The sequence below is a fragment of the Kitasatospora sp. NPDC096128 genome (assembly GCF_040303105.1).
Classification (GTDB): domain Bacteria; phylum Actinomycetota; class Actinomycetes; order Streptomycetales; family Streptomycetaceae; genus Kitasatospora.
The window spans coordinates 129728-146893 of sequence record NZ_JBEOSP010000018.1 but is presented as its reverse complement, the minus strand read 5'-3'; the positions used below and the strand labels follow the sequence as shown (position 1 = coordinate 146893).

General features: G+C 73.0%; 16 protein-coding genes. 12 read left to right on the top strand and 4 right to left on the bottom strand.

Annotated features, from left to right (window positions below):
- Window positions 1-19 precede the first annotated feature (19 nt).
- Window positions 20-2641 (top strand): ATP-dependent chaperone ClpB, encoded by a 2622-nt coding sequence (gene clpB, locus ABTY61_RS21480; protein ID WP_350506608.1) that lies wholly within the window; start codon window positions 20-22, stop codon window positions 2639-2641.
- Between the two features lie 95 nt (window positions 2642-2736).
- Here clpB and ABTY61_RS21475 read toward each other — a convergent pair whose 3' ends face one another.
- On the bottom strand, window positions 2737-3018 hold the full coding sequence (locus ABTY61_RS21475; protein WP_350506607.1) for a helix-turn-helix domain-containing protein: 282 nt from the start codon (window positions 3016-3018) through the stop codon (window positions 2737-2739).
- 335 nt (window positions 3019-3353) lie between these two features.
- Between ABTY61_RS21475 and ABTY61_RS21470 the strand changes: the two genes are divergently transcribed.
- The 6 genes from ABTY61_RS21470 (at window position 3354) to pyrE (ending at window position 10387) form a co-directional block, all read left to right on the top strand.
- A complete protein-coding gene (locus ABTY61_RS21470; protein ID WP_350506606.1) occupies window positions 3354-3908 on the top strand; it encodes a type III secretion system chaperone family protein in 555 nt (184 codons plus the stop codon).
- Window positions 3909-4098: 190 nt separating this feature from the next.
- Window positions 4099-5259 carry a pyridoxal phosphate-dependent aminotransferase gene (locus ABTY61_RS21465; RefSeq protein WP_350506605.1) on the top strand — a complete coding sequence of 387 codons (1161 nt, stop codon included), beginning with the start codon at window positions 4099-4101 and terminating at the stop codon, window positions 5257-5259.
- Between the two features lie 1001 nt (window positions 5260-6260).
- On the top strand, window positions 6261-6788 hold the full coding sequence (locus ABTY61_RS21460; protein ID WP_350506604.1) for a DUF2617 family protein: 528 nt from the start codon (window positions 6261-6263) through the stop codon (window positions 6786-6788).
- Between the two features lie 169 nt (window positions 6789-6957).
- Window positions 6958-8598 (top strand): polyamine aminopropyltransferase, encoded by a 1641-nt coding sequence (locus ABTY61_RS21455; protein ID WP_502895388.1) that lies wholly within the window; start codon window positions 6958-6960, stop codon window positions 8596-8598.
- A gap of 136 nt (window positions 8599-8734) precedes the next feature.
- Window positions 8735-9787 (top strand): SRPBCC family protein, encoded by a 1053-nt coding sequence (locus ABTY61_RS21450; RefSeq protein ID WP_350506603.1) that lies wholly within the window; start codon window positions 8735-8737, stop codon window positions 9785-9787.
- 63 nt (window positions 9788-9850) lie between these two features.
- A complete protein-coding gene (gene pyrE, locus ABTY61_RS21445; RefSeq protein ID WP_350506602.1) occupies window positions 9851-10387 on the top strand; it encodes an orotate phosphoribosyltransferase in 537 nt (178 codons plus the stop codon).
- Window positions 10388-10541: 154 nt separating this feature from the next.
- Here pyrE and ABTY61_RS21440 read toward each other — a convergent pair whose 3' ends face one another.
- A complete protein-coding gene (locus ABTY61_RS21440; protein ID WP_350506601.1) occupies window positions 10542-11261 on the bottom strand; it encodes a DedA family protein in 720 nt (239 codons plus the stop codon).
- 341 nt (window positions 11262-11602) lie between these two features.
- Between ABTY61_RS21440 and fbaA the strand changes: the two genes are divergently transcribed.
- Window positions 11603-12625, top strand: coding sequence for a class II fructose-bisphosphate aldolase (gene fbaA, locus ABTY61_RS21435; protein ID WP_350506600.1), 1023 nt, complete (start codon window positions 11603-11605; stop codon window positions 12623-12625).
- 173 nt (window positions 12626-12798) lie between these two features.
- Here fbaA and ABTY61_RS21430 read toward each other — a convergent pair whose 3' ends face one another.
- On the bottom strand, window positions 12799-13230 hold the full coding sequence (locus ABTY61_RS21430; protein ID WP_350506599.1) for a DUF3151 domain-containing protein: 432 nt from the start codon (window positions 13228-13230) through the stop codon (window positions 12799-12801).
- A gap of 221 nt (window positions 13231-13451) precedes the next feature.
- On the opposite strand from ABTY61_RS21430, the gene ABTY61_RS21425 reads away from it, so the two are divergent.
- Together ABTY61_RS21425 and ABTY61_RS21420 are read left to right on the top strand one after the other, a co-directional pair.
- Window positions 13452-14249, top strand: coding sequence for a DUF3152 domain-containing protein (locus ABTY61_RS21425; RefSeq protein ID WP_350506598.1), 798 nt, complete (start codon window positions 13452-13454; stop codon window positions 14247-14249).
- Between the two features lie 78 nt (window positions 14250-14327).
- Window positions 14328-15041, top strand: a complete 714-nt coding sequence (locus tag ABTY61_RS21420; protein ID WP_350506597.1) for a hypothetical protein — start codon at window positions 14328-14330, stop codon at window positions 15039-15041.
- 6 nt (window positions 15042-15047) lie between these two features.
- On the opposite strand, the gene ABTY61_RS21415 is transcribed toward ABTY61_RS21420, so the two are convergent.
- On the bottom strand, window positions 15048-15860 hold the full coding sequence (locus ABTY61_RS21415; RefSeq protein ID WP_350506596.1) for a maleylpyruvate isomerase family mycothiol-dependent enzyme: 813 nt from the start codon (window positions 15858-15860) through the stop codon (window positions 15048-15050).
- Window positions 15861-16148: 288 nt separating this feature from the next.
- Between ABTY61_RS21415 and ABTY61_RS21410 the strand changes: the two genes are divergently transcribed.
- Entirely contained in the window at window positions 16149-16568 is a 420-nt protein-coding gene (locus tag ABTY61_RS21410) for an SRPBCC family protein (protein WP_350506595.1), read from the top strand.
- Window positions 16520-16996, top strand: coding sequence for a MarR family winged helix-turn-helix transcriptional regulator (locus ABTY61_RS21405; protein ID WP_350506646.1), 477 nt, complete (start codon window positions 16520-16522; stop codon window positions 16994-16996). The genes ABTY61_RS21410 and ABTY61_RS21405 overlap by 49 nt, the downstream gene beginning before the upstream one ends.
- Window positions 16997-17166: the final 170 nt, after the last annotated feature.

Here is a 17166-nt window from a genome sequence, read left to right as displayed (position 1 = left end):
GAGGGAGGATCCCCCAGCAGTGGACGCGAGCAAGTTCACCACCAAGACGCAGGACGCCCTGGCCACCGCCATCCGGCAGGCGGGCGCGACCGGAAACCCGGACGTCAGGCCGGTGCACATCCTGATCGCCCTGCTGGAGCAGCCCGAGGGCATCGCCCGGCCCCTGCTGGAGGCGGTCGGGGCGAACGCCGCCCGGGTCGACGCCGAGGCGCGCCGCCAGCTGACGGCGCTGCCCAGCGCGACGGGCTCGACGGTCTCGGCCCCGCAGCTGGCCCGGGACACCCTCGCCGTGCTCACCGAGGCCGGCCGGCGTGCGGACGACCTGGACGACCAGTACGTCTCCACCGAGCACCTGCTGGTCGGCCTGGCCGCCGAGGGCGGGGCGGTCGCCGAGCTGCTGGCGCAGCAGGGCGCGACGCCGAAGGCGCTGCTCGCCGCGTTCAAGGACGTCCGGGGCAGCGGCCGGGTGACGTCGCCGGATCCGGAGGGCACCTACAAGGCCCTGGAGAAGTACGGCACCGACCTCACCCAGGCCGCCCGGGACGGCAAGCTCGACCCGGTGATCGGCCGGGACCACGAGATCCGCCGGGTGGTCCAGGTGCTCTCCCGCCGGACGAAGAACAACCCGGTGCTGATCGGCGAGCCCGGCGTCGGCAAGACGGCCGTGGTCGAGGGCCTGGCCCAGCGCATCGTGGCCGGTGACGTGCCGGAGTCGCTGCGCGGCAAGCGGCTGGTCGCGCTGGACCTCAGCGCGATGGTGGCCGGCGCCAAGTTCCGCGGCGAGTTCGAGGAACGGCTGAAGGCCGTCCTGAACGACATCAAGTCCTCCGACGGCCAGGTCGTCACGTTCATCGACGAGCTGCACACCATGGTCGGCGCGGGCGCCGGCGGCGACTCCGCGATGGACGCGGGCAACATGCTCAAGCCGATGCTGGCCCGCGGCGAGCTGCGGATGGTCGGCGCCACCACGCTGGACGAGTACCGCGAGCGGATCGAGAAGGACCCGGCCCTGGAGCGCCGCTTCCAGCAGGTGCTGGTCGGCGAGCCCAGCGTGGAGGACTCGATCGCCATCCTGCGCGGCCTCAAGGGCCGGTACGAGGCGCACCACAAGGTGCAGATCTCGGACGCCGCCCTGGTCGCCGCGGCCACCCTGTCCAACCGCTACATCACCTCCCGCTTCCTGCCCGACAAGGCGATCGACCTGGTCGACGAGGCGGCCTCCCGGCTGCGGATGGAGATCGACTCCTCCCCGGTCGAGATCGACGAACTCCAGCGCGCCGTCGACCGCTTGCGGATGGAGGAGCTCGCCCTGGAGAAGGAGTCGGATCCGGCCTCGATCGACCGCCTCGCCCGGCTGCGGCGCGATCTCGCCGACAAGAACGAGCAGTTGAGCGTGCTGACGGCGCGCTGGGAGCAGGAGAAGAAGAGCCTCAACCGGGTCGGCGAGCTCAAGGAGCGGCTGGACGATCTGCACGGAGCGCTCGAACGGGCCCAGCGCGACGGGGACTTCGAGCGGGCCTCCAAGCTGATGTACGCCGAGATCCCCGCCGCCGAGACGGAGCTCACCGAGGCCCAGGAGCGCGCCGCCACCGCAAACGCCGAGCCCGGCTCCGCCTCCCCCTCGATGGTCAAGGAGGAGGTCGGCCCGGACGACGTGGCCGATGTGGTCGCCTCCTGGACGGGCATCCCGGCCGGCCGGCTGCTGGAGGGCGAGAGCGCCAAACTCCTGCGCATGGAGGAGGAGTTGGGCAGGCGCCTGATCGGCCAGGCGGAGGCCGTGCAGGCCGTCTCGGACGCGGTGCGGCGCACCCGCTCGGGCATCGCCGACCCGGACCGCCCGACCGGCTCCTTCCTGTTCCTCGGCCCGACGGGCGTCGGCAAGACCGAACTCGCCAAGGCCCTCGCCGACTTCCTGTTCGACGACGAGCGGGCGATGGTCCGGATCGACATGAGCGAGTACGGCGAGAAGCACTCGGTCTCCCGCCTGGTCGGTGCCCCGCCCGGGTACATCGGCTACGAGGAGGGCGGCCAGCTCACCGAGGCGGTCCGCCGCCGCCCGTACAGCGTGGTGCTGCTGGACGAGGTGGAGAAGGCCCACCCGGAGGTCTTCGACGTGCTGCTCCAGGTGCTGGACGACGGCCGGCTCACCGACGGCCAGGGCCGCACGGTGGACTTCCGCAACGCGATCCTGATCCTCACCTCCAACCTGGGCTCGCACTACCTGGTCGACCCGACCACCCCGGAGGACAAGAAGAAGGCCCTGGTGCTGGACTCCGTCCGGGCCGCGTTCAAGCCGGAGTTCCTCAACCGGCTGGACGACATCGTGGTCTTCGACCCGCTGGGCACGGCCGAGCTCAGCCGGATCGTCGACCTGCAAGTGGCCCGCCTCGGCGAGCGGCTGCGCGAGCGACGGCTCACCCTGGAGGTCTCCGCCGCGGCCCGCGACTGGCTGGCCCTCACCGGGTACGACCCGGCGTACGGCGCCCGCCCGCTGCGCCGGCTGGTGCAGTCCGCGATCGGCGACCAGCTCGCCCGGGCGATCCTCTCCGGCCAGGTGCACGACGGGGACACCGTGCTGGTCGAGCGGGACGACGAGAGCGACCGGCTCACGGTCCGCGGCCGGGGGCCGTTGGAGAAGTAGGCACCGGGTACGGGCCGCCGCCTCGCGCACGCGAGGCGGCGGCCCGCGCCGCGCCTGCCCGACAACGCCGGACCGGCCCTGATCCGCCGGACCGGCTAGTCCGCCGACGCCCGTCGCCGACGCCGCGAGTGGTCCCGCCAGGCGCGCGCCAGCCGGTGCAGCTCGGCCCCCTGGGACTCCGGGAGGCTCCAGGTCTGGGTGAGCAGCCGCAAGGTGGACACCCGCGGGCAGGACACCCCCCGCTCCAGGTCGCGGATCGACCGCACGCTCAGCCCCGACGCCTCCCCCAGCTGCTCCTGCGTCATCCCCCGGTCCAGCCGGATGTTCCGCAGCAGCGCCCCGAGCGAGGCGCCCTCCCCGGTCACCGTACGCTCCATCCCCGTTCCCCCCATCGGTTCGAAACACCTCAACTCACCCGGGGGAGAAGGACTTTGCCCCGGGTGATTTCCGTCGCACGCTAACCGCATCCGGCCCGTACGGCAGGCGAACCCGGGCGCCGGGCGCGTGACTTGGCTCACGCCCGCGCCGGGCGCGCGGCGGGGCCACCGCACCCCGGACACCGTGCGTGACGAAGGCCTCCGGACGCCCCCGGAGGAAGATCGACGCGCCCCCCGGTGCCCCTGTGAGCGGCGCCCAGGATGAGGCAGGATGGGAGGTGGAAAGGGCGGCCTCTCATTGCCGGCCACCACGTGCACTGAGGAAGAGGACCCCCATGAGCATCGACCCGTCGTCCATCCCGTCGTTCGGCGTGCCCCAGGGCGGCCAGCCCGGCGGCCAGGGTGGCCGACCGGCCGGCCCTCCGCCGATCGTCGTCCCGGAGCAGAGCCTGGTCGCCCAGCTGCTCGACCAGATGCAGCTGAAGCACGTCGTGGACGAGGAGGGCGACCTCACCGCCCCCTGGGAAGGCTTCCGCGTCTACTACATGTTCCGCGGCGAGCAGAAGGAGCTCTTCGCGGTCCGCGCCTTCTACGACCGCGCGTACCCGCTGGAGAAGAAGGGCGAGATCCTCGACCTGATCGACGAGTGGAACCGCGAGACCCTGTGGCCCAAGGTGTACACCCACACCCACGAGGACGGCGTGGTCCGCCTGATCGGCGAGGCCCAGATGATCGTCGGCACCGGCGTCAACCTGGACTACTTCGTCACCACCACCGCGAACTGGACCCAGGCCGCGGTCGGCTTCGAGCAGTGGATCGTCGAGCGCCTCGGCCTGCAGAACGAGATCGAGGGCGAGGACGGCGAAGGCGAGGGCGGCGAGGAGGCCTGATCCCGGCCCCGGCCCGCACCCCTGCGGCCCGGCCCCCGGCGCCGCCGGGCGGCCGGGCCGTTTCCGTTCCCGCACCCGCACCGGCACCCGCCCCGGCCGGCCTTCTCCCCGGCTCCGGCCCCCGCCGGCCTTGTCCCCGGCCCCCGGCTACCCCAGGATGGCCCTGACGACGAGCCGTGAGGAGCCGACGATGGGTACCAGGCCGCTGCTGAACCGCCGACTGGCCGGGATGGGCACGACGATCTTCGCCGAGATGTCCGCCCTGGCCACGGCCACCGGCTCGATCAACCTCGGCCAGGGCTTCCCGGACACCGACGGGCCGCGCGAGATCGCCCAGGCCGCCGCCGACGCCGTACTGAGCGGCCGCGGCAACCAGTACCCGCCCGGGCCCGGTATTCCTGAGCTGCGCACCGCGATCGCCGAGCACCAGCAGCGCTTCCACGGCCTGACCTACGACCCCGACACCGAGGTCCTCGTCACCGCCGGCGCCACCGAGGCCATCGCCGCCGCGCTCCTCGCACTGCTGGAACCCGGCGACGAGGTGATCGCCTTCGAGCCGTTCTACGACTCCTACGCCGCCTGCATCGCCGTGGCCGGCGCCGTCCGCGTGCCGCTCACCCTCCGCGCGCCGTCCTTCCGCCCCGACCTGGACGAGCTGCGCTCACTCATCACCCCGCGCACCCGGCTGCTGCTGATCAACACCCCGCACAACCCCACCGGCACCGTCCTCACCGCCGAGGAGCTGGCCGGCATCGCCACCCTCGCGATCGAGCACGACCTCCTGGTGATCACCGACGAGGTCTACGAGCACCTGGTCTTCGGCGCCACCCACCACCCCCTCGCCGCCCTCCCCGGCATGCGCGAGCGCACCGTCAGCATCTCCTCGGCCGGCAAGACCTTCTCCTTCACCGGCTGGAAGGTCGGCTGGGTCACCGCGAGCCCCGCCCTGGTCGCCGCCGTGCGCACCGCCAAGCAGTACCTCACCTACGTCAGCGCCGGCCCCTTCCAGTACGCCGTGGCGGAGGCCCTGCGCCTGCCCGACAGCTACTTCGCCACCCTGCGCACCGACCTCCTCCGCAAGCGCGACCTCCTGCTCGACGGCCTCACCGCGGCCGGCTTCCGCGCCTTCACCCCCGAGGGCACGTACTTCATCACCACCGACATCACCCCGCTCGGCGAGAAGGACGGCATCGAGTTCTGCCGCGCCCTCCCCGACCGCTGCGGCGTCGTCGCCATCCCGAACGCCGTCTTCTACGACGACCCCGACGCCGGCCGCAGCCTGGTCCGCTTCACCTTCTGCAAGAAGGACGAGGTCCTCCGGGAGGCGGTGTCACGACTCCAGCGCCTCTGACAGGGCCCGTTCGCCATGACCGGGAGCCGTCACAGCAGACGGCACCCGGCAAGCCCGAATCGCCGTCGGATGAGCGCTGGGCAGCGCCACCCTGCACAACTCCCCCCTGCCGGTGGCAGCCCCCGTGGCCCCGTGGACGACGTTCCAGCCGCTCAGCGGCGGAACGCTTCGCCGTCCTGGTCGCTCACGAAGGGCGGAACACCGGTCCGCGGACCATCCTGCCGTTCCCCCGCCCGTCCGTGGCCGGGGAACGTCGGCACCGGCGCGGGCCCACTGCTGCCGTCCGGCCGTACGCCGTGGCCGGTCCCGCCCCGTCCGCCGCTTCGCGACGGGCCAACGGCACGCCCCTGCACAGGAGTTGACTGCTGATCGGGGCCGTGCTCGACCCCTCCCGTGACTCGCGGCGGCTCCTGGCCGGGCCACCGGCGCCGCGCTTATCCGTCTGGCGGGCGGTTTGTGCAAAAGGAGTGCGGCCATCCGGGGTGCGTTGCATAGCTGCGGCGCGCGCTGGGGTTTCGCGCGCCCCCTGAGACGGGACCAATTCTGGCCCGCCAGGCGCGCTGATTAGCCCTCAACTCCCCTGGATGGCATGCTCCTTTGCTGCCTGCGAGGCAAGCCCGGCAGCCCGACCGGCATACCCGGACCGCCCTCCGTACCCCGCGTGCGACAGGTGGCGGCGCACGAAGCGCTCGAAGAGTGCACAACCGGCGCACACGGCGCACGGGCCGGTGGCAGGGGCGCGCGCTGTGCAGACTCGCACACCGGGTCGATCAGAGCCGGGAAGCAGGTGTGCTCGAAACGGTGAATGCTTGACAAAGTTGGGTAAATCACCGACGGACCCGGCGTATTCATGCTTCTCTGCTGCTGAATCTCCAGCCGGAATCCTTCCTTCCACGGTCGGCCGCGCCCAGGGCCGCACAGCCACGAACAGCCTCGCCATCGCCTAGGCCTACTCGCTGCTGCTCGGCGGGCGCGCACGGAGCTGAAACGCGGAGCCGAGCATGCTCACCACACTGCAGACCTCCTACACGGACACCCGCGCCGGTGACCTGGCCTGGTGCCTCGGCGGCGACCCGCTGCCCGCTCTCGCCGTCCGCGACCTGAGACTCGGCGGCCGCCGCCCCGAAACCTCCGGCACCCTGCAGCTGCGACTGCTGGGCGCCTCGCACCAGGTGGTGATCTCGGCGGGCCCCGGCGAGTGCCTGGAGACCGTCGCCTGCATGCCCGGCCGCCGCACCCCGCTGCCGGCCCGGGTGGCCAAGCAGGTCGGCGGCTGGGAGTACGAGTTCGCCGCCCGTATCGAGGCCCTGCCCCCGCACGACTTCGCGGCCCGCGCCCAGGAGCTGCTGGCCCTGGTCGAGGGGCACCCGCGCGGCCTCGCCGGGGTCTTCCCGGGCGACCCGAGCGCCTTCACCGCCCTGGTCACCCAGGGCGGCACGGATCGGCTGCTCTGGCGTACCTGGCACGCCTACCCGCAGGAGGGGCAGCTGGTCTGCACCCGCTCCTCACTGGTGGTGTCGGGGCCGTGACGGCCCGCGAGCCGAACGCCCAGAGCCCGTGCAGCAGCACCGCTCCGGTCATTCGGCACCCGGCACAAGCCTACGAATCGTACGCAGGAACGATTCGTCAATCCGACGGTCCTCGCTGTCCGTCGGATGGGCGCAGCCATCCGTCCCGCACGTCCCCTAGCGTTTGTTCGTGATCAACCATCCGGCCGGTCCGCCCGCACGCCCGCGAGTGGACCTCGACGACGGCACCCCACCCAGGCCCGGGCGAACCCTCACCCCCCTGCCCGCCCGCCGTCGCTCCCGGCTGCGCTCCCGCCCCCGGCTCGCCCGGCTGACCGTCCTGCTGGCCGCGTTCGTCTGCGCGGCCTGCGGACTCGTCTACGAGCTCGAACTCGTGGCACTCGGCGACTACCTGCTCGGGGACACCGTCACCCAGACCTCCGTCGTGCTCTCCGTCATGGTCTTCGCGATGGGCCTCGGCTCGCTGCTCGCCAAACGGCTCACCCGCCGGCCCGCCACCGCCTTCGCCCTCGTCGAGTGCGCCCTCGCCCTCACCGGCGGGCTCTCCGTCCTCGCCCTGTACTCCTGCTGGGCCTGGATCGGCCGCTACCAGGCCGCCATGGTCGGCCTCACCTGCCTCATCGGCATCCTGATCGGCGCCGAGATCCCCCTGCTGATGACCCTCATCCAACGGATCCGGCGCGAGGACGCCGGACGCGCCGCCGCCGACCTGTTCGCCGCCGACTACGTGGGCGCGCTGATCGGCGGCCTGGCCTTCCCCTTCCTCATCCTCCCCGGGCTCGGCCCCGGCGACGGCGCCCTGCTCACCGGGGCGGTCAACGCCGTCGCCGGCTCCGCCGTGGTGCTCTGGCTCTTCCGCGAGGAACCCGCCCCCCGGATACGACGGCTGCTCTGGGCCGGCTGCACCCTCGTCCTCGCCCTGCTCGCGGCGGCCGCCGTCGGCTCCGACTCGATCGAACGCGCCGCCCGGCACGCCCTCTACGGCGACCAGGTCCGCTACGCCACCCGCAGCCGGTACCAGGAGATCGTGCTCACCGGCCCCTCCGAAGGCCCGCTCCGGCTCTACCTCGACGGCCGCCTCGCGGTCTGCGGGCCCGACGAGTACCGGGGCAGCGAAGCCCTCGTCCACCCCGCCATGGCCGCCGGGCCGGACGCCCGGATCCTGCTGCTCGGCGGCGGCGACGGCCTGGCCCTGCGGGAGGTGCTGCGGCACCGCGGCGTCCGCACCGTCCGCCTCGTCGACGCCGACCCGGCCCTCCCCCGGCTCGCCCGCACCGACCCCGGCCTCGCCGCCCTCGACGGCCACTCCCTCGACGACCCCCGGGTCCGCACCACCGCGGCCGACCCGATGGCCTGGCTGCGCGGCGCCCCCGACGAGGAGTACGACGTGGTGCTCGCCGACCTGCCCGCGCCCTCGGACGGCGGGCCGGTCAAGTTCCACTCCCAGGAGTTCTACGGCCTCGCCGCCCGCTTGCTGGCCCCCGGCGGCCGGATCGCCGTCCGCGCGGGCGGTGACGCCGGGGACGCCGACGGCCTCTGGCGGATCGAGTCGGGCCTACGGGCGGCCGGGCTGCGGACCACCCCGTACGCGGTCGAGGGCGGCGCCGCCGCCGGCTGTCGCCCCGGCCCGCGGGACACCGCCCAGGACTTCCTGCTCGCCGCCGCCACCCCGCCCCCGCTCACCCTCGCCCCGGACGCTCCGCCACCCCGCGCCCTCACCCCCGACAGCCTCCGCGACTCCGCCACCCGCCTCACCGCCCTCCGCCCGCCCCGCCCGCCGGCCCCGCTCACCCTCCTGGGCCCCCGCTGAGGCAGCCCGGGCGGGGCGGCACGGCTTCGGACGGGTGAGGCGGGTGGCGGGGCCGGCGGGTGGCGGGGGCCGGCAGGGGAAAGTCGGGCGGTGGTGGGTAGGGACCGGGCGGGGCCCAGTCGGTAGGCTCCGTGGCATGGAGCATGAGGTTGTCGTCCCGATGTCCGCAGAGCTGGTGCAGCAGGCCTTGCAGGATCCGGCGCTGCTGGCGCGGAGCGTGCCGGGACTGAGCACCGAGCCGGCGGCGGTCGGGGCCGGGCCGGCCGAGGAGATCGGTGGGCGGCTGAAGCTGCGGATCGGCGGCTCGACGATCACCTACAAGGGCGTGCTGTCGCTGATCGAGGGCCGGGGCGGGGTGCTGACCGTGCTCGCCGAGGGCGAGGAGGTCCGGGGCAGCGGCGAGGCGACCGCCACCGTACGGGTGAGCGTCGCGGAGGGTGCCGAGGACGGCACCGCGACGGTCCGCTTCACCGGCGACCTGAGCGCCACCGGTCGGCTGACCGAGTTCGACGCCGAGACCCTCGACGCCGTCGGCCGCCGTCTGCTGGAGCGTTTCGCCACCGCGCTCGCCTCCCCGGACGCCCCGGCCGAGGACGACGAGGAGCTCACCGACGAGGCCGCCGCCGAGACCGCGGACGAGGCCGGGACGGGGTCCGAGGACGAGGACGAGACCGGGACCGACGCCGAGGTGGTGTTCATCGAGGAGCGCCAGGACCAGCCCGGCGACGACCTGGACGACGACCTCTCCGACCTGATCGCCTTCTCCGACGCCGATGCCGAGCGCTTCGGCCTCCCCACCGGCTCCGACGACGACGATGACGACATCGACGACCACGACAATGGCAACACCGCCGAGGCCGGCGGCCCGCAGGACGGGGTCGCCGAGGAGCTCCCGGTCGAGCCGCTGTTCGCCTACGAGGACGAGCCGGAGCTCTCCGGCCCGGTCCGCCGCAGCATCGTCGGCCGTTCGGCCGAGGAGGTGGACCACGCCCCGCCGCGCGGCCGGTACGCCCCGGCGCTGCCGTCCCGCAGCGCGCGGGCCCGGGCGGCGTCCCGCTGGGGCGGCGAGGCCGGTGGCATCGTGGTGCCGGGCGCCGGCGGCCGCAGTGCGGTGCCGTGGGTGATCGGCGGCTCGGTGGCCCTGCTGGGCGGCGCTGTGGTGCTGGTCCGGGCGCTGCGTCGCCGCTGAGACCCGGCTTCCGGCGCTGCCCCGCAGGCGGGAGGCCCGGGCCGGGCCCTAGACTGAACGCTCATGAGCAACGACCGCGACGCCCTGCTGGCACAGATCAAGGACAAGGCCGTCGTGCACGGCAAGGTCACCCTTTCCTCCGGCAAGGAGGCCGACTACTACGTCGACCTGCGCCGGATCACGCTGGACGGCGAGGCCGCCCCCCTGGTCGGCCGGGTGATGCTGGACGCGACCTCCCACCTGGAGTACGACGCCGTCGGCGGCCTGACCCTGGGCGCCGACCCGGTGGCCGCCTCGATGCTGCACGCCGCCGCCGCGCGCGGGCAGCAGCTGGACGCCTTCGTGGTCCGCAAGGCCGGCAAGGCGCACGGCCTGCAGCGCCGGATCGAGGGCCCCGACGTGAAGGGCCGCCGGGTGCTGGCGGTCGAGGACACCTCCACCACCGGTGGCTCGGTGCTGACGGCCGTCGAAGCGCTGCGTGAGGCGGGCGCCGAGGTGGTCGGCGTCGCGGTGATCGTCGAGCGCGGTGGCGCAGCCGCCGTCGAGGCGCAGGGCCTGCCGTACGTGACCGCCTACACCGCGGCCGACCTGGGTCTCTGACCGCACGGACGACACGACAGCGAAGGGCCGGGCCCTGTTTCACGTGAAACCACGTGGAACGGGGCCCGGCCCTCCGCCTTTACGCCGTAGCGGCCGTCAGCGGCCGTCAGCGGCTGTCAGCGGCCGTCAGCAGCCGTCAGCGGCCGCGAACGCCTCAGCCGCGCCGGTGCCGCCCGCTGCCGCCCGCTGCCGCGTCGGCGGCCGGGGCCTCGACCACACCGGCCTTCTTCTTGCGGCGCTCCCGCACGACCTCGATCAGGATCGGCGAGATCGACAGCAGCACGATCAGCAGCACGGCCGGGATCAGGTACTTGTCGATCACCGGGGCGAGCGCGTCGCCGAAGAAGTAGCCGATCAGCAGCATGGACTCGGTCCAGAGCACGCCACCGATGACGTTCCACAGGAAGAAGGTCTTGGCGGGCATCTCCAGGGTGCCGGCCACCGGGTTCAGGAAGGTCCGGATGATCGGCATGAAGCGGGCCAGCACGACGGCCTTGCCCGAGCCGAACTTGTTGAAGTACTCCTCCGCCTTCACCACGTACTCGCGGCGGAAGATCTTCGAATCGGGCTTGTCGAACATCTTCGGTCCGACCTTGGCGCCGATCAGGTGCCCCAGCTGGGCACCGGCGACCGCCGCGATCGGGCAGCCCACGAGCAGTACGGCGATCGGCAGCTTCGCGCCGTCGCCGAGCACCGAGGAGGCCGCGTTCGAGGCCGCGACGCCCGCCAGGATCAGCAGCGAGTCGCCCGGGAAGAAGAAGCCGACCAGCAGGCCGGTCTCCGCGAAGATGATCGCGATCAGCCCGATGGCGCCGAGGGACGAGATCAGGGATTTGGCGTCGAGCAGGTTGACGGCCAGCTGGTTGTAGTCCACGGGCGCAGGATAGCGGTCGTACCTTTCCGGCGGCTTCCGGCCAAGCCCCCGCACCCCCGCCAGGGTCCGACGACGAGTTCCGGCCGAGCCCCGCCGCTGCGACGTCCCGACAGGCGGGCTCCTGCTGACCTGCGGGCACGAGTCTGGGAAGATGACACCGGCGTCCGGTCCGCGGCAGCCACCACCCTCATGGCCGTACCGCGGAGGTCGCCTCGAACCTTGGTGCCGGAGAGCCACACCGCAGCGCCGCGCGTCGGCGGGCCGGCACGGAGTCGTCACGAAGGCGTACACAGCGTCGGACAGCACCGTCCGTACGCCGCAACCCGACAGGAGCGGATCGCATGCCCATCGCAACTCCCGAGGTCTACAACGAGATGCTGGACCGGGCCAAGGCGGGCAAGTTCGCCTACCCGGCCATCAACGTCACCTCGTCGCAGACCCTGCACGCCGCGCTGCGTGGTTTCGCCGAGGCCGAGAGCGACGGCATCATCCAGATCTCGACCGGTGGCGCGGAGTTCCTGGGCGGCCAGCACAACAAGGACATGGTGACCGGCGCGGTCGCGCTCGCCGAGTTCGCCCACATCGTCGCCGCCAAGTACGACATCACGGTCGCGCTGCACACCGACCACTGCCCGAAGGACAAGCTGGACGGCTACGTCCGCCCGCTGCTGGCGGTCTCCGCCGAGCGCGTGGCCAAGGGCGAGAACCCGCTGTTCCAGTCGCACATGTGGGACGGCTCGGCCGAGACCCTCGCCGACAACCTGGCCATCGCCCAGGAGCTGCTGGCCGTGGCCGCCGCCGCCAAGATCATCCTTGAGGTCGAGATCACCCCGACCGGCGGCGAGGAGGACGGCGTCACCCACGAGATCAACGACGAGCTCTACACCACCGTCAACGACGCCGTGCGCACCGCCGAGGCGCTGGGCCTGGGCGAGCAGGGCCGCTACCTGCTGGCCGCCTCCTTCGGCAACGTGCACGGCGTGTACAAGCCGGGCAACGTCGTGCTGAAGCCGGAGCTGCTGCGCGAGCTGCAGGACGCGATCGGCAAGCAGTACGGCAAGACCGACCCGTTCGACTTCGTCTTCCACGGCGGCTCGGGCTCGACCGCCGAGGAGATCGCCACCGCGCTGGAGAACGGCGTCGTGAAGATGAACCTGGACACCGACACCCAGTACGCCTTCACCCGCCCGGTGGCCGGCCACATGTTCGCCAACTACGACGGCGTGCTGAAGGTCGACGGCGAGGTCGGCAAGAAGAACACCTACGACCCGCGCACCTGGGGCAAGCTGGCCGAGGCCGGCATGGCCGCCCGCGTGGTCGAGGCCGCCGAGCAGCTGCGCTCGGCCGGCAAGCGCCTGAAGTAACGAGCGCGGAGCAACGGGTGCCCGGCCTGCCGGGCACCCGAAGCGACGGGCACCCGAAGCGACGGGCACCCGGAATGACGAGTCCCCCCGGTGGACGATCCACCGGGGGGACGGTCACGTCCGGGCCCCTACAGCTCGGACGGCTCCAGCTCGGACGGCTCCAGCTCGGACGACTACAGCTCGGTCGACTGCTTGAGCTCCGCGTACGCCTCCGCGCTGCTGTCCTTCAGGAACTGCCAGCAGCGGGCCTCCTCCTCGGTCTCCTTGATCGCGCCGGCCGCCCGGGCGAGCGCCGCCAGGCAGCGCAGGAAGCCGCGGTTGCCGCGGTGCTCCCACGGCACCGGCCCGTGGCCCTTCCAGCCGTTGCGGCGCAGCGCGTCGAGGCCCCGGTGGTAGCCGGTGCGGGCGTAGGCGTACGACTCGACGTGACGACCGGCCGCGTAGGCGTCGTCGGCGAGCATGGCCCAGGCGAGGCAGAAGGTCGGGAAGTCCGCGGCCACCTGGGTGGGTGAGGCGGACTCCTCCGCCAGCATCCGGTAGGGCTGCTCGTCCTCCGGCAGGAGGGTCGGTTCGGGGCCGTCGAGAAGATTCTTGTGAATCGCCATGGGGTGCAGTCTGCCATCCGGGGCGCCGGGGTCAACCGCCCGGCCGCGGCGGAGCGCCGGGAGCCGCCCGCTGCATACCCCGTATGTAGACATTCACCCGTTCGCATGCCAGGGTGTCGCTCGTGCCAGCCGCAAGACCCGCCCGCCGACGAGCCGCGCCTTCCAGGAACGACCGCGGTGGCCGACGCCGCCGCCGGACACGCCGCAGGATCGGCCCTGGCATGCTCACGGCACTGGTGGTCTCCGTCCTGCTGCTGGGCGCCGCGGTCTTCGTGCTGAACCGCACCCCGGACACCCCGGCTCCCGCCGCGACCGCCCAGGCCCGGGTCGCCCCGCCCGCCGAGCAGGTGTCCGGCACCCCGTCGGCGGCACCGGCGGCCCCCAGCCCCGCCATCACACCCACCCCGCCCCCGGCGACCACCCCCGCACCCGCGCCCACCGGCCCGGACCCCGGCCCCACCAAGGGCTCGGGCACCTTCAGCATCGCCCCCGCCAACGCCAAGGCGGTCGGGCGCGGCACCGTGCGCCGCTACCGGGTGGAGGTCGAGGACGGCATCGGCATCGACGCCGCGTCCGCCGCCGCACAGATCCACGGCATCCTCGGCGACCCCCGCGGCTGGACCAACGACCGCAAGAACGCCTTCCAGCTGGTCGCCGGCGGCTCCTACGACTTCACCGTGAAGATCGCCTCCCCGGCCACCGTCGACAAGATCTGCGGCGCCTCCGGGCTGGACACCCACGGCGAGGTCAACTGCAACGTCGGCAACCAGGTGCTCGTCAACTCCAAGCGCTGGAACACCGGTTCACCCCAGTTCAGCGGCCCGCTGGAGGAGTACCGGGCCCTGATCGTCAACCACGAGGTCGGCCACCGGATCGGTCACGGGCACGAGACCTGCCCCGGCCCCGGCAAGCCCGCGCCCGCGATGATGCAGCAGATCTACGGCCTCAAGGGCTGCGCGCCCAACGCCTGGCCGTACTCGGCCGAGGGCAGCTACCTGAGCGGCCCGGCCGTGCCCTAGGGTCCGGGGTCGCCCTTCGGAACGGAGTTGAGACCGGATCGGCAGACCGCCGGTACGACCACGGCCTACCCTGCGATCATGACCGCTGCCCAACGCCGAAAGCTCGCCGCCGTGTTCGCCGCCACCGGGCTCGCCCTCGGTGCCGCCGCCTGCTCGTCCTCGGCCGACAGCGGCCCCGGCACCGGCGGTGGACCGCTGTCCTACGACCGCGTCCGGTCGACCGCCCTCGACCTGGTCAAGAACAAGTCCACCAGCTGCCCGTTCGGCCTCGACCTCGCGAAGGCGACCGCCGCTGCCGGGATCAGCGGCGCCGTCGCCCCCGCCGTCACGGACGGGCGCTCGGTCACCGGCAACGCCGGCGACGGAGTGCCGGCCCAGCCCTGGCCGTCGGGCGCCACCCACCCGCCGACCATGCCCGAGATGCCGGCCATACCCCCGAACGCCCAGATCACCTGCTCGTACACGGTCGGCCCGTCCACCGTCGACATCGACCTGCTGGCCGTGTCGAAGAACGACTACGGCGTCAGCACGATGCTCCCCAGGATCCAGCACGCCGGGCGGCTCAGCCTGGACCAGCTGACCCGGTTCTCCACCGACCGCCCCTCCGTCGGGCAGACCAGGCTCACCCCGGGCCAGGGCACGGCCGCCGTCTCCCGGATCGCCCTGCACGGTGAGGGCGACCTGGTGCTGATGCTCGACCAGAACACCGTCGGCCAGGACGCCCCGGACCCGGCCCTCGCCGGTGAACCGCTGCTCAGGGCCGCCGAGGCGCTAGCCGGGCAGATCCGCTAGGCAGGCCTATCCCAGCACCGGCAGGTACTCCGCCAGGTCGCTGCGCTCCCCCGAGGCGGACACCCGGTGGTCGGCCACCGCCGCAGCCCATGGCAGGCGGCCGGTGGCGAGCCGGATCCAGGTCAGCGGGTCGGTCTCGACCACGTTCGGCGGGGTGCCGCGGGTGTGCCGGGGGCCCTCGACGGCCTGGACCACGGCGTACGGCGGGATCCGCAGCTCGACCGCGCCACCGGGGGCCCGGACGGCCAGGGCGTCGGCGAGCAGCCGGGTGACGGCGGCGAGGGCCTGGCGGTCGTGCGGGAAGGCCGCGGGGCCGAGGGCGTCGGCCAGGTCGTCGGCGTGCACGACGGTCTCGACCAGCCTGGTGACCAGCATGTCGGCGAGCGTCATCGAGCCGAGCCGGATCTCGAACCGCCGTACCGGGTCGGCGGCTTCGGGTTCGGCCAGCAGCCCGGTCAGCGCGTCGGCGGCGCGCCCGAAGGCCGCCGCGACGGCGGCCGCGTCCCCGCCGAAGTCCGCCGCGGCGCGCTCCCGGGCCTGCTCGTCCAGCAGCGGCGCCACCGTGCCGACCGCCGCCACCCAGCCCGGCAGGTCGAGCGGCGGGCGCCCCTGGAGCGGGTCGTCCAGGTGCGCGGGGACGAAGTCGAGTTGGAGGGCCAGGTGCGCGAGCAGCTCCCGCACCCGCCAGTCCCCCAGCCTGGTCGGCAGGTCCAGCTGTTCGTCGCCGAGGCCCGCCACGGCGGCGCGCAGCGCCCCGGTCTGGGCGGCCAGCGCGGCGCGGACCTTCTGCGGTTGGTACGTACGGGACTTGGCGGGCATGGGGCCCAAGATACGCGCAGGGGCTGTCCCCCGGGTTTGGTCGGATCAGGCAAGGACCCGGGAGACAGGCCCTGAGTGGTCGACGCCGAAAGTCCTTCGGGGGTTGCCGCGGTGGTGGGTGCCGTGCCGGGAACGCGTGGGTGTGGACCGGGGTGTACCCGGGGTGGGGGCGAGAGCGGTGGTTCGAGCGGGTGCGTCGCGCACCGTGGGGCGGGGGTGGTTCATCGCTGGACGGATGATCTCCGCCGAGATAGTCTATGCGTAGATCAACGAGCCGAGGAGACCACCATGTGGGTGTACGAGCACAGCATCGAGACCGACGCCGCACGCGAGGCGATCTGGCGGCTCTGGGCCGACGTGGAGAACTGGGGCGCCTGGAACGCCGAGATCGAGAAGATCGAGTTCCGGGGCCCGTTCGCCGAAGGTGCCGAGATCACCATGACCCCGCCCGGGGAAGAGCCGGTGGCGCTGTGCGTCACCGAAGTCAGCAAGGGTGAACTGTTCACCGACGAGGCCCGCTTCGACGGCCTCGTCCTGCGCACCACCCACCGCCTCGTCCCGCTCGACCAGGAGCGCACCCGGGTGGTGTACCGGATGGAGATCACCGGTGAAGGCGCCGACGAGGTCGGCCCGCAGATCGGGCCGGGCATCACCGCGGACTGGCCCGAGACCATGGCCGCGCTCGTCGACCTCGCGGCACGGAGCTGAGAACACTGAACCCCGGAGACAGCCCCGGATTCCTGCTCTGGCACGCCACACTGCGCTGGCAGCGCGGCATTGCCGCAGCCCTGACGCCTCTTGGCCTGACCCACGTTCAGTTCGTGCTGCTCGCCTGCGCCTGGTGGCTGAACGGCCAGGGCGAGCACCCCAACCAGCTGGCCCTCGCCCGCCAGGCGGGCACTGACGTCAAGATGACCTCCCAGGTGCTGCGCACCCTGGAGCAGAAGGGCCTGATCGAACGCGAGGTCGACCCGGCCGACACCCGCTCCAAGCGCCTGCGCGTCACCAGCCTCGGCGCCGACCTGGCCCCCCGCGCGATTGCCGCCGTCGAGCACGTCGACGCGCAGTTCTTCCAGCCGGTCCCCCTCGCCGACGCGGTGGCCCTGCTCGGCCGCCTGGCCCATCCCGAACCCTGACACCGGCAGCGACGACCGGAAGCCTCGGAATCGACCCCCGAAGGACTTTCAGCGTCGACCGCAGAGGGGCGGACGGTTCGATCCGTGCCGCTGGACGAGGACGTCGCCTACGACGGCCTGGTCTCCTACATCGACAGCTTCGGTCACCAGCCGGACCCGCCGCGTCTCGC

Bases quoted from the DNA above. Each gene is read 5' to 3' on its own strand.
- ABTY61_RS21465 (WP_350506605.1), top strand. From the start codon at position 4,099: ATGGGTACCAGGCCGCTGCTGAACCGCCGACTGGCCGGGATGGGCACG.
- ABTY61_RS21450 (WP_350506603.1), top strand. From the start codon at position 8,735: ATGGAGCATGAGGTTGTCGTCCCGATGTCCGCAGAGCTGGTGCAGCAG.
- ABTY61_RS21415 (WP_350506596.1), bottom strand. From the start codon at position 15,860: ATGCCCGCCAAGTCCCGTACGTACCAACCGCAGAAGGTCCGCGCCGCG.
- ABTY61_RS21425 (WP_350506598.1), top strand. From the start codon at position 13,452: ATGCTCACGGCACTGGTGGTCTCCGTCCTGCTGCTGGGCGCCGCGGTC.
- ABTY61_RS21420 (WP_350506597.1), top strand. From the start codon at position 14,328: ATGACCGCTGCCCAACGCCGAAAGCTCGCCGCCGTGTTCGCCGCCACC.
- ABTY61_RS21430 (WP_350506599.1), bottom strand. From the start codon at position 13,230: ATGGCGATTCACAAGAATCTTCTCGACGGCCCCGAACCGACCCTCCTG.
- ABTY61_RS21475 (WP_350506607.1), bottom strand. From the start codon at position 3,018: ATGGAGCGTACGGTGACCGGGGAGGGCGCCTCGCTCGGGGCGCTGCTG.
- ABTY61_RS21470 (WP_350506606.1), top strand. From the start codon at position 3,354: ATGAGCATCGACCCGTCGTCCATCCCGTCGTTCGGCGTGCCCCAGGGC.
- ABTY61_RS21410 (WP_350506595.1), top strand. From the start codon at position 16,149: ATGTGGGTGTACGAGCACAGCATCGAGACCGACGCCGCACGCGAGGCG.
- ABTY61_RS21460 (WP_350506604.1), top strand. From the start codon at position 6,261: ATGCTCACCACACTGCAGACCTCCTACACGGACACCCGCGCCGGTGAC.
- fbaA (WP_350506600.1), top strand. From the start codon at position 11,603: ATGCCCATCGCAACTCCCGAGGTCTACAACGAGATGCTGGACCGGGCC.
- pyrE (WP_350506602.1), top strand. From the start codon at position 9,851: ATGAGCAACGACCGCGACGCCCTGCTGGCACAGATCAAGGACAAGGCC.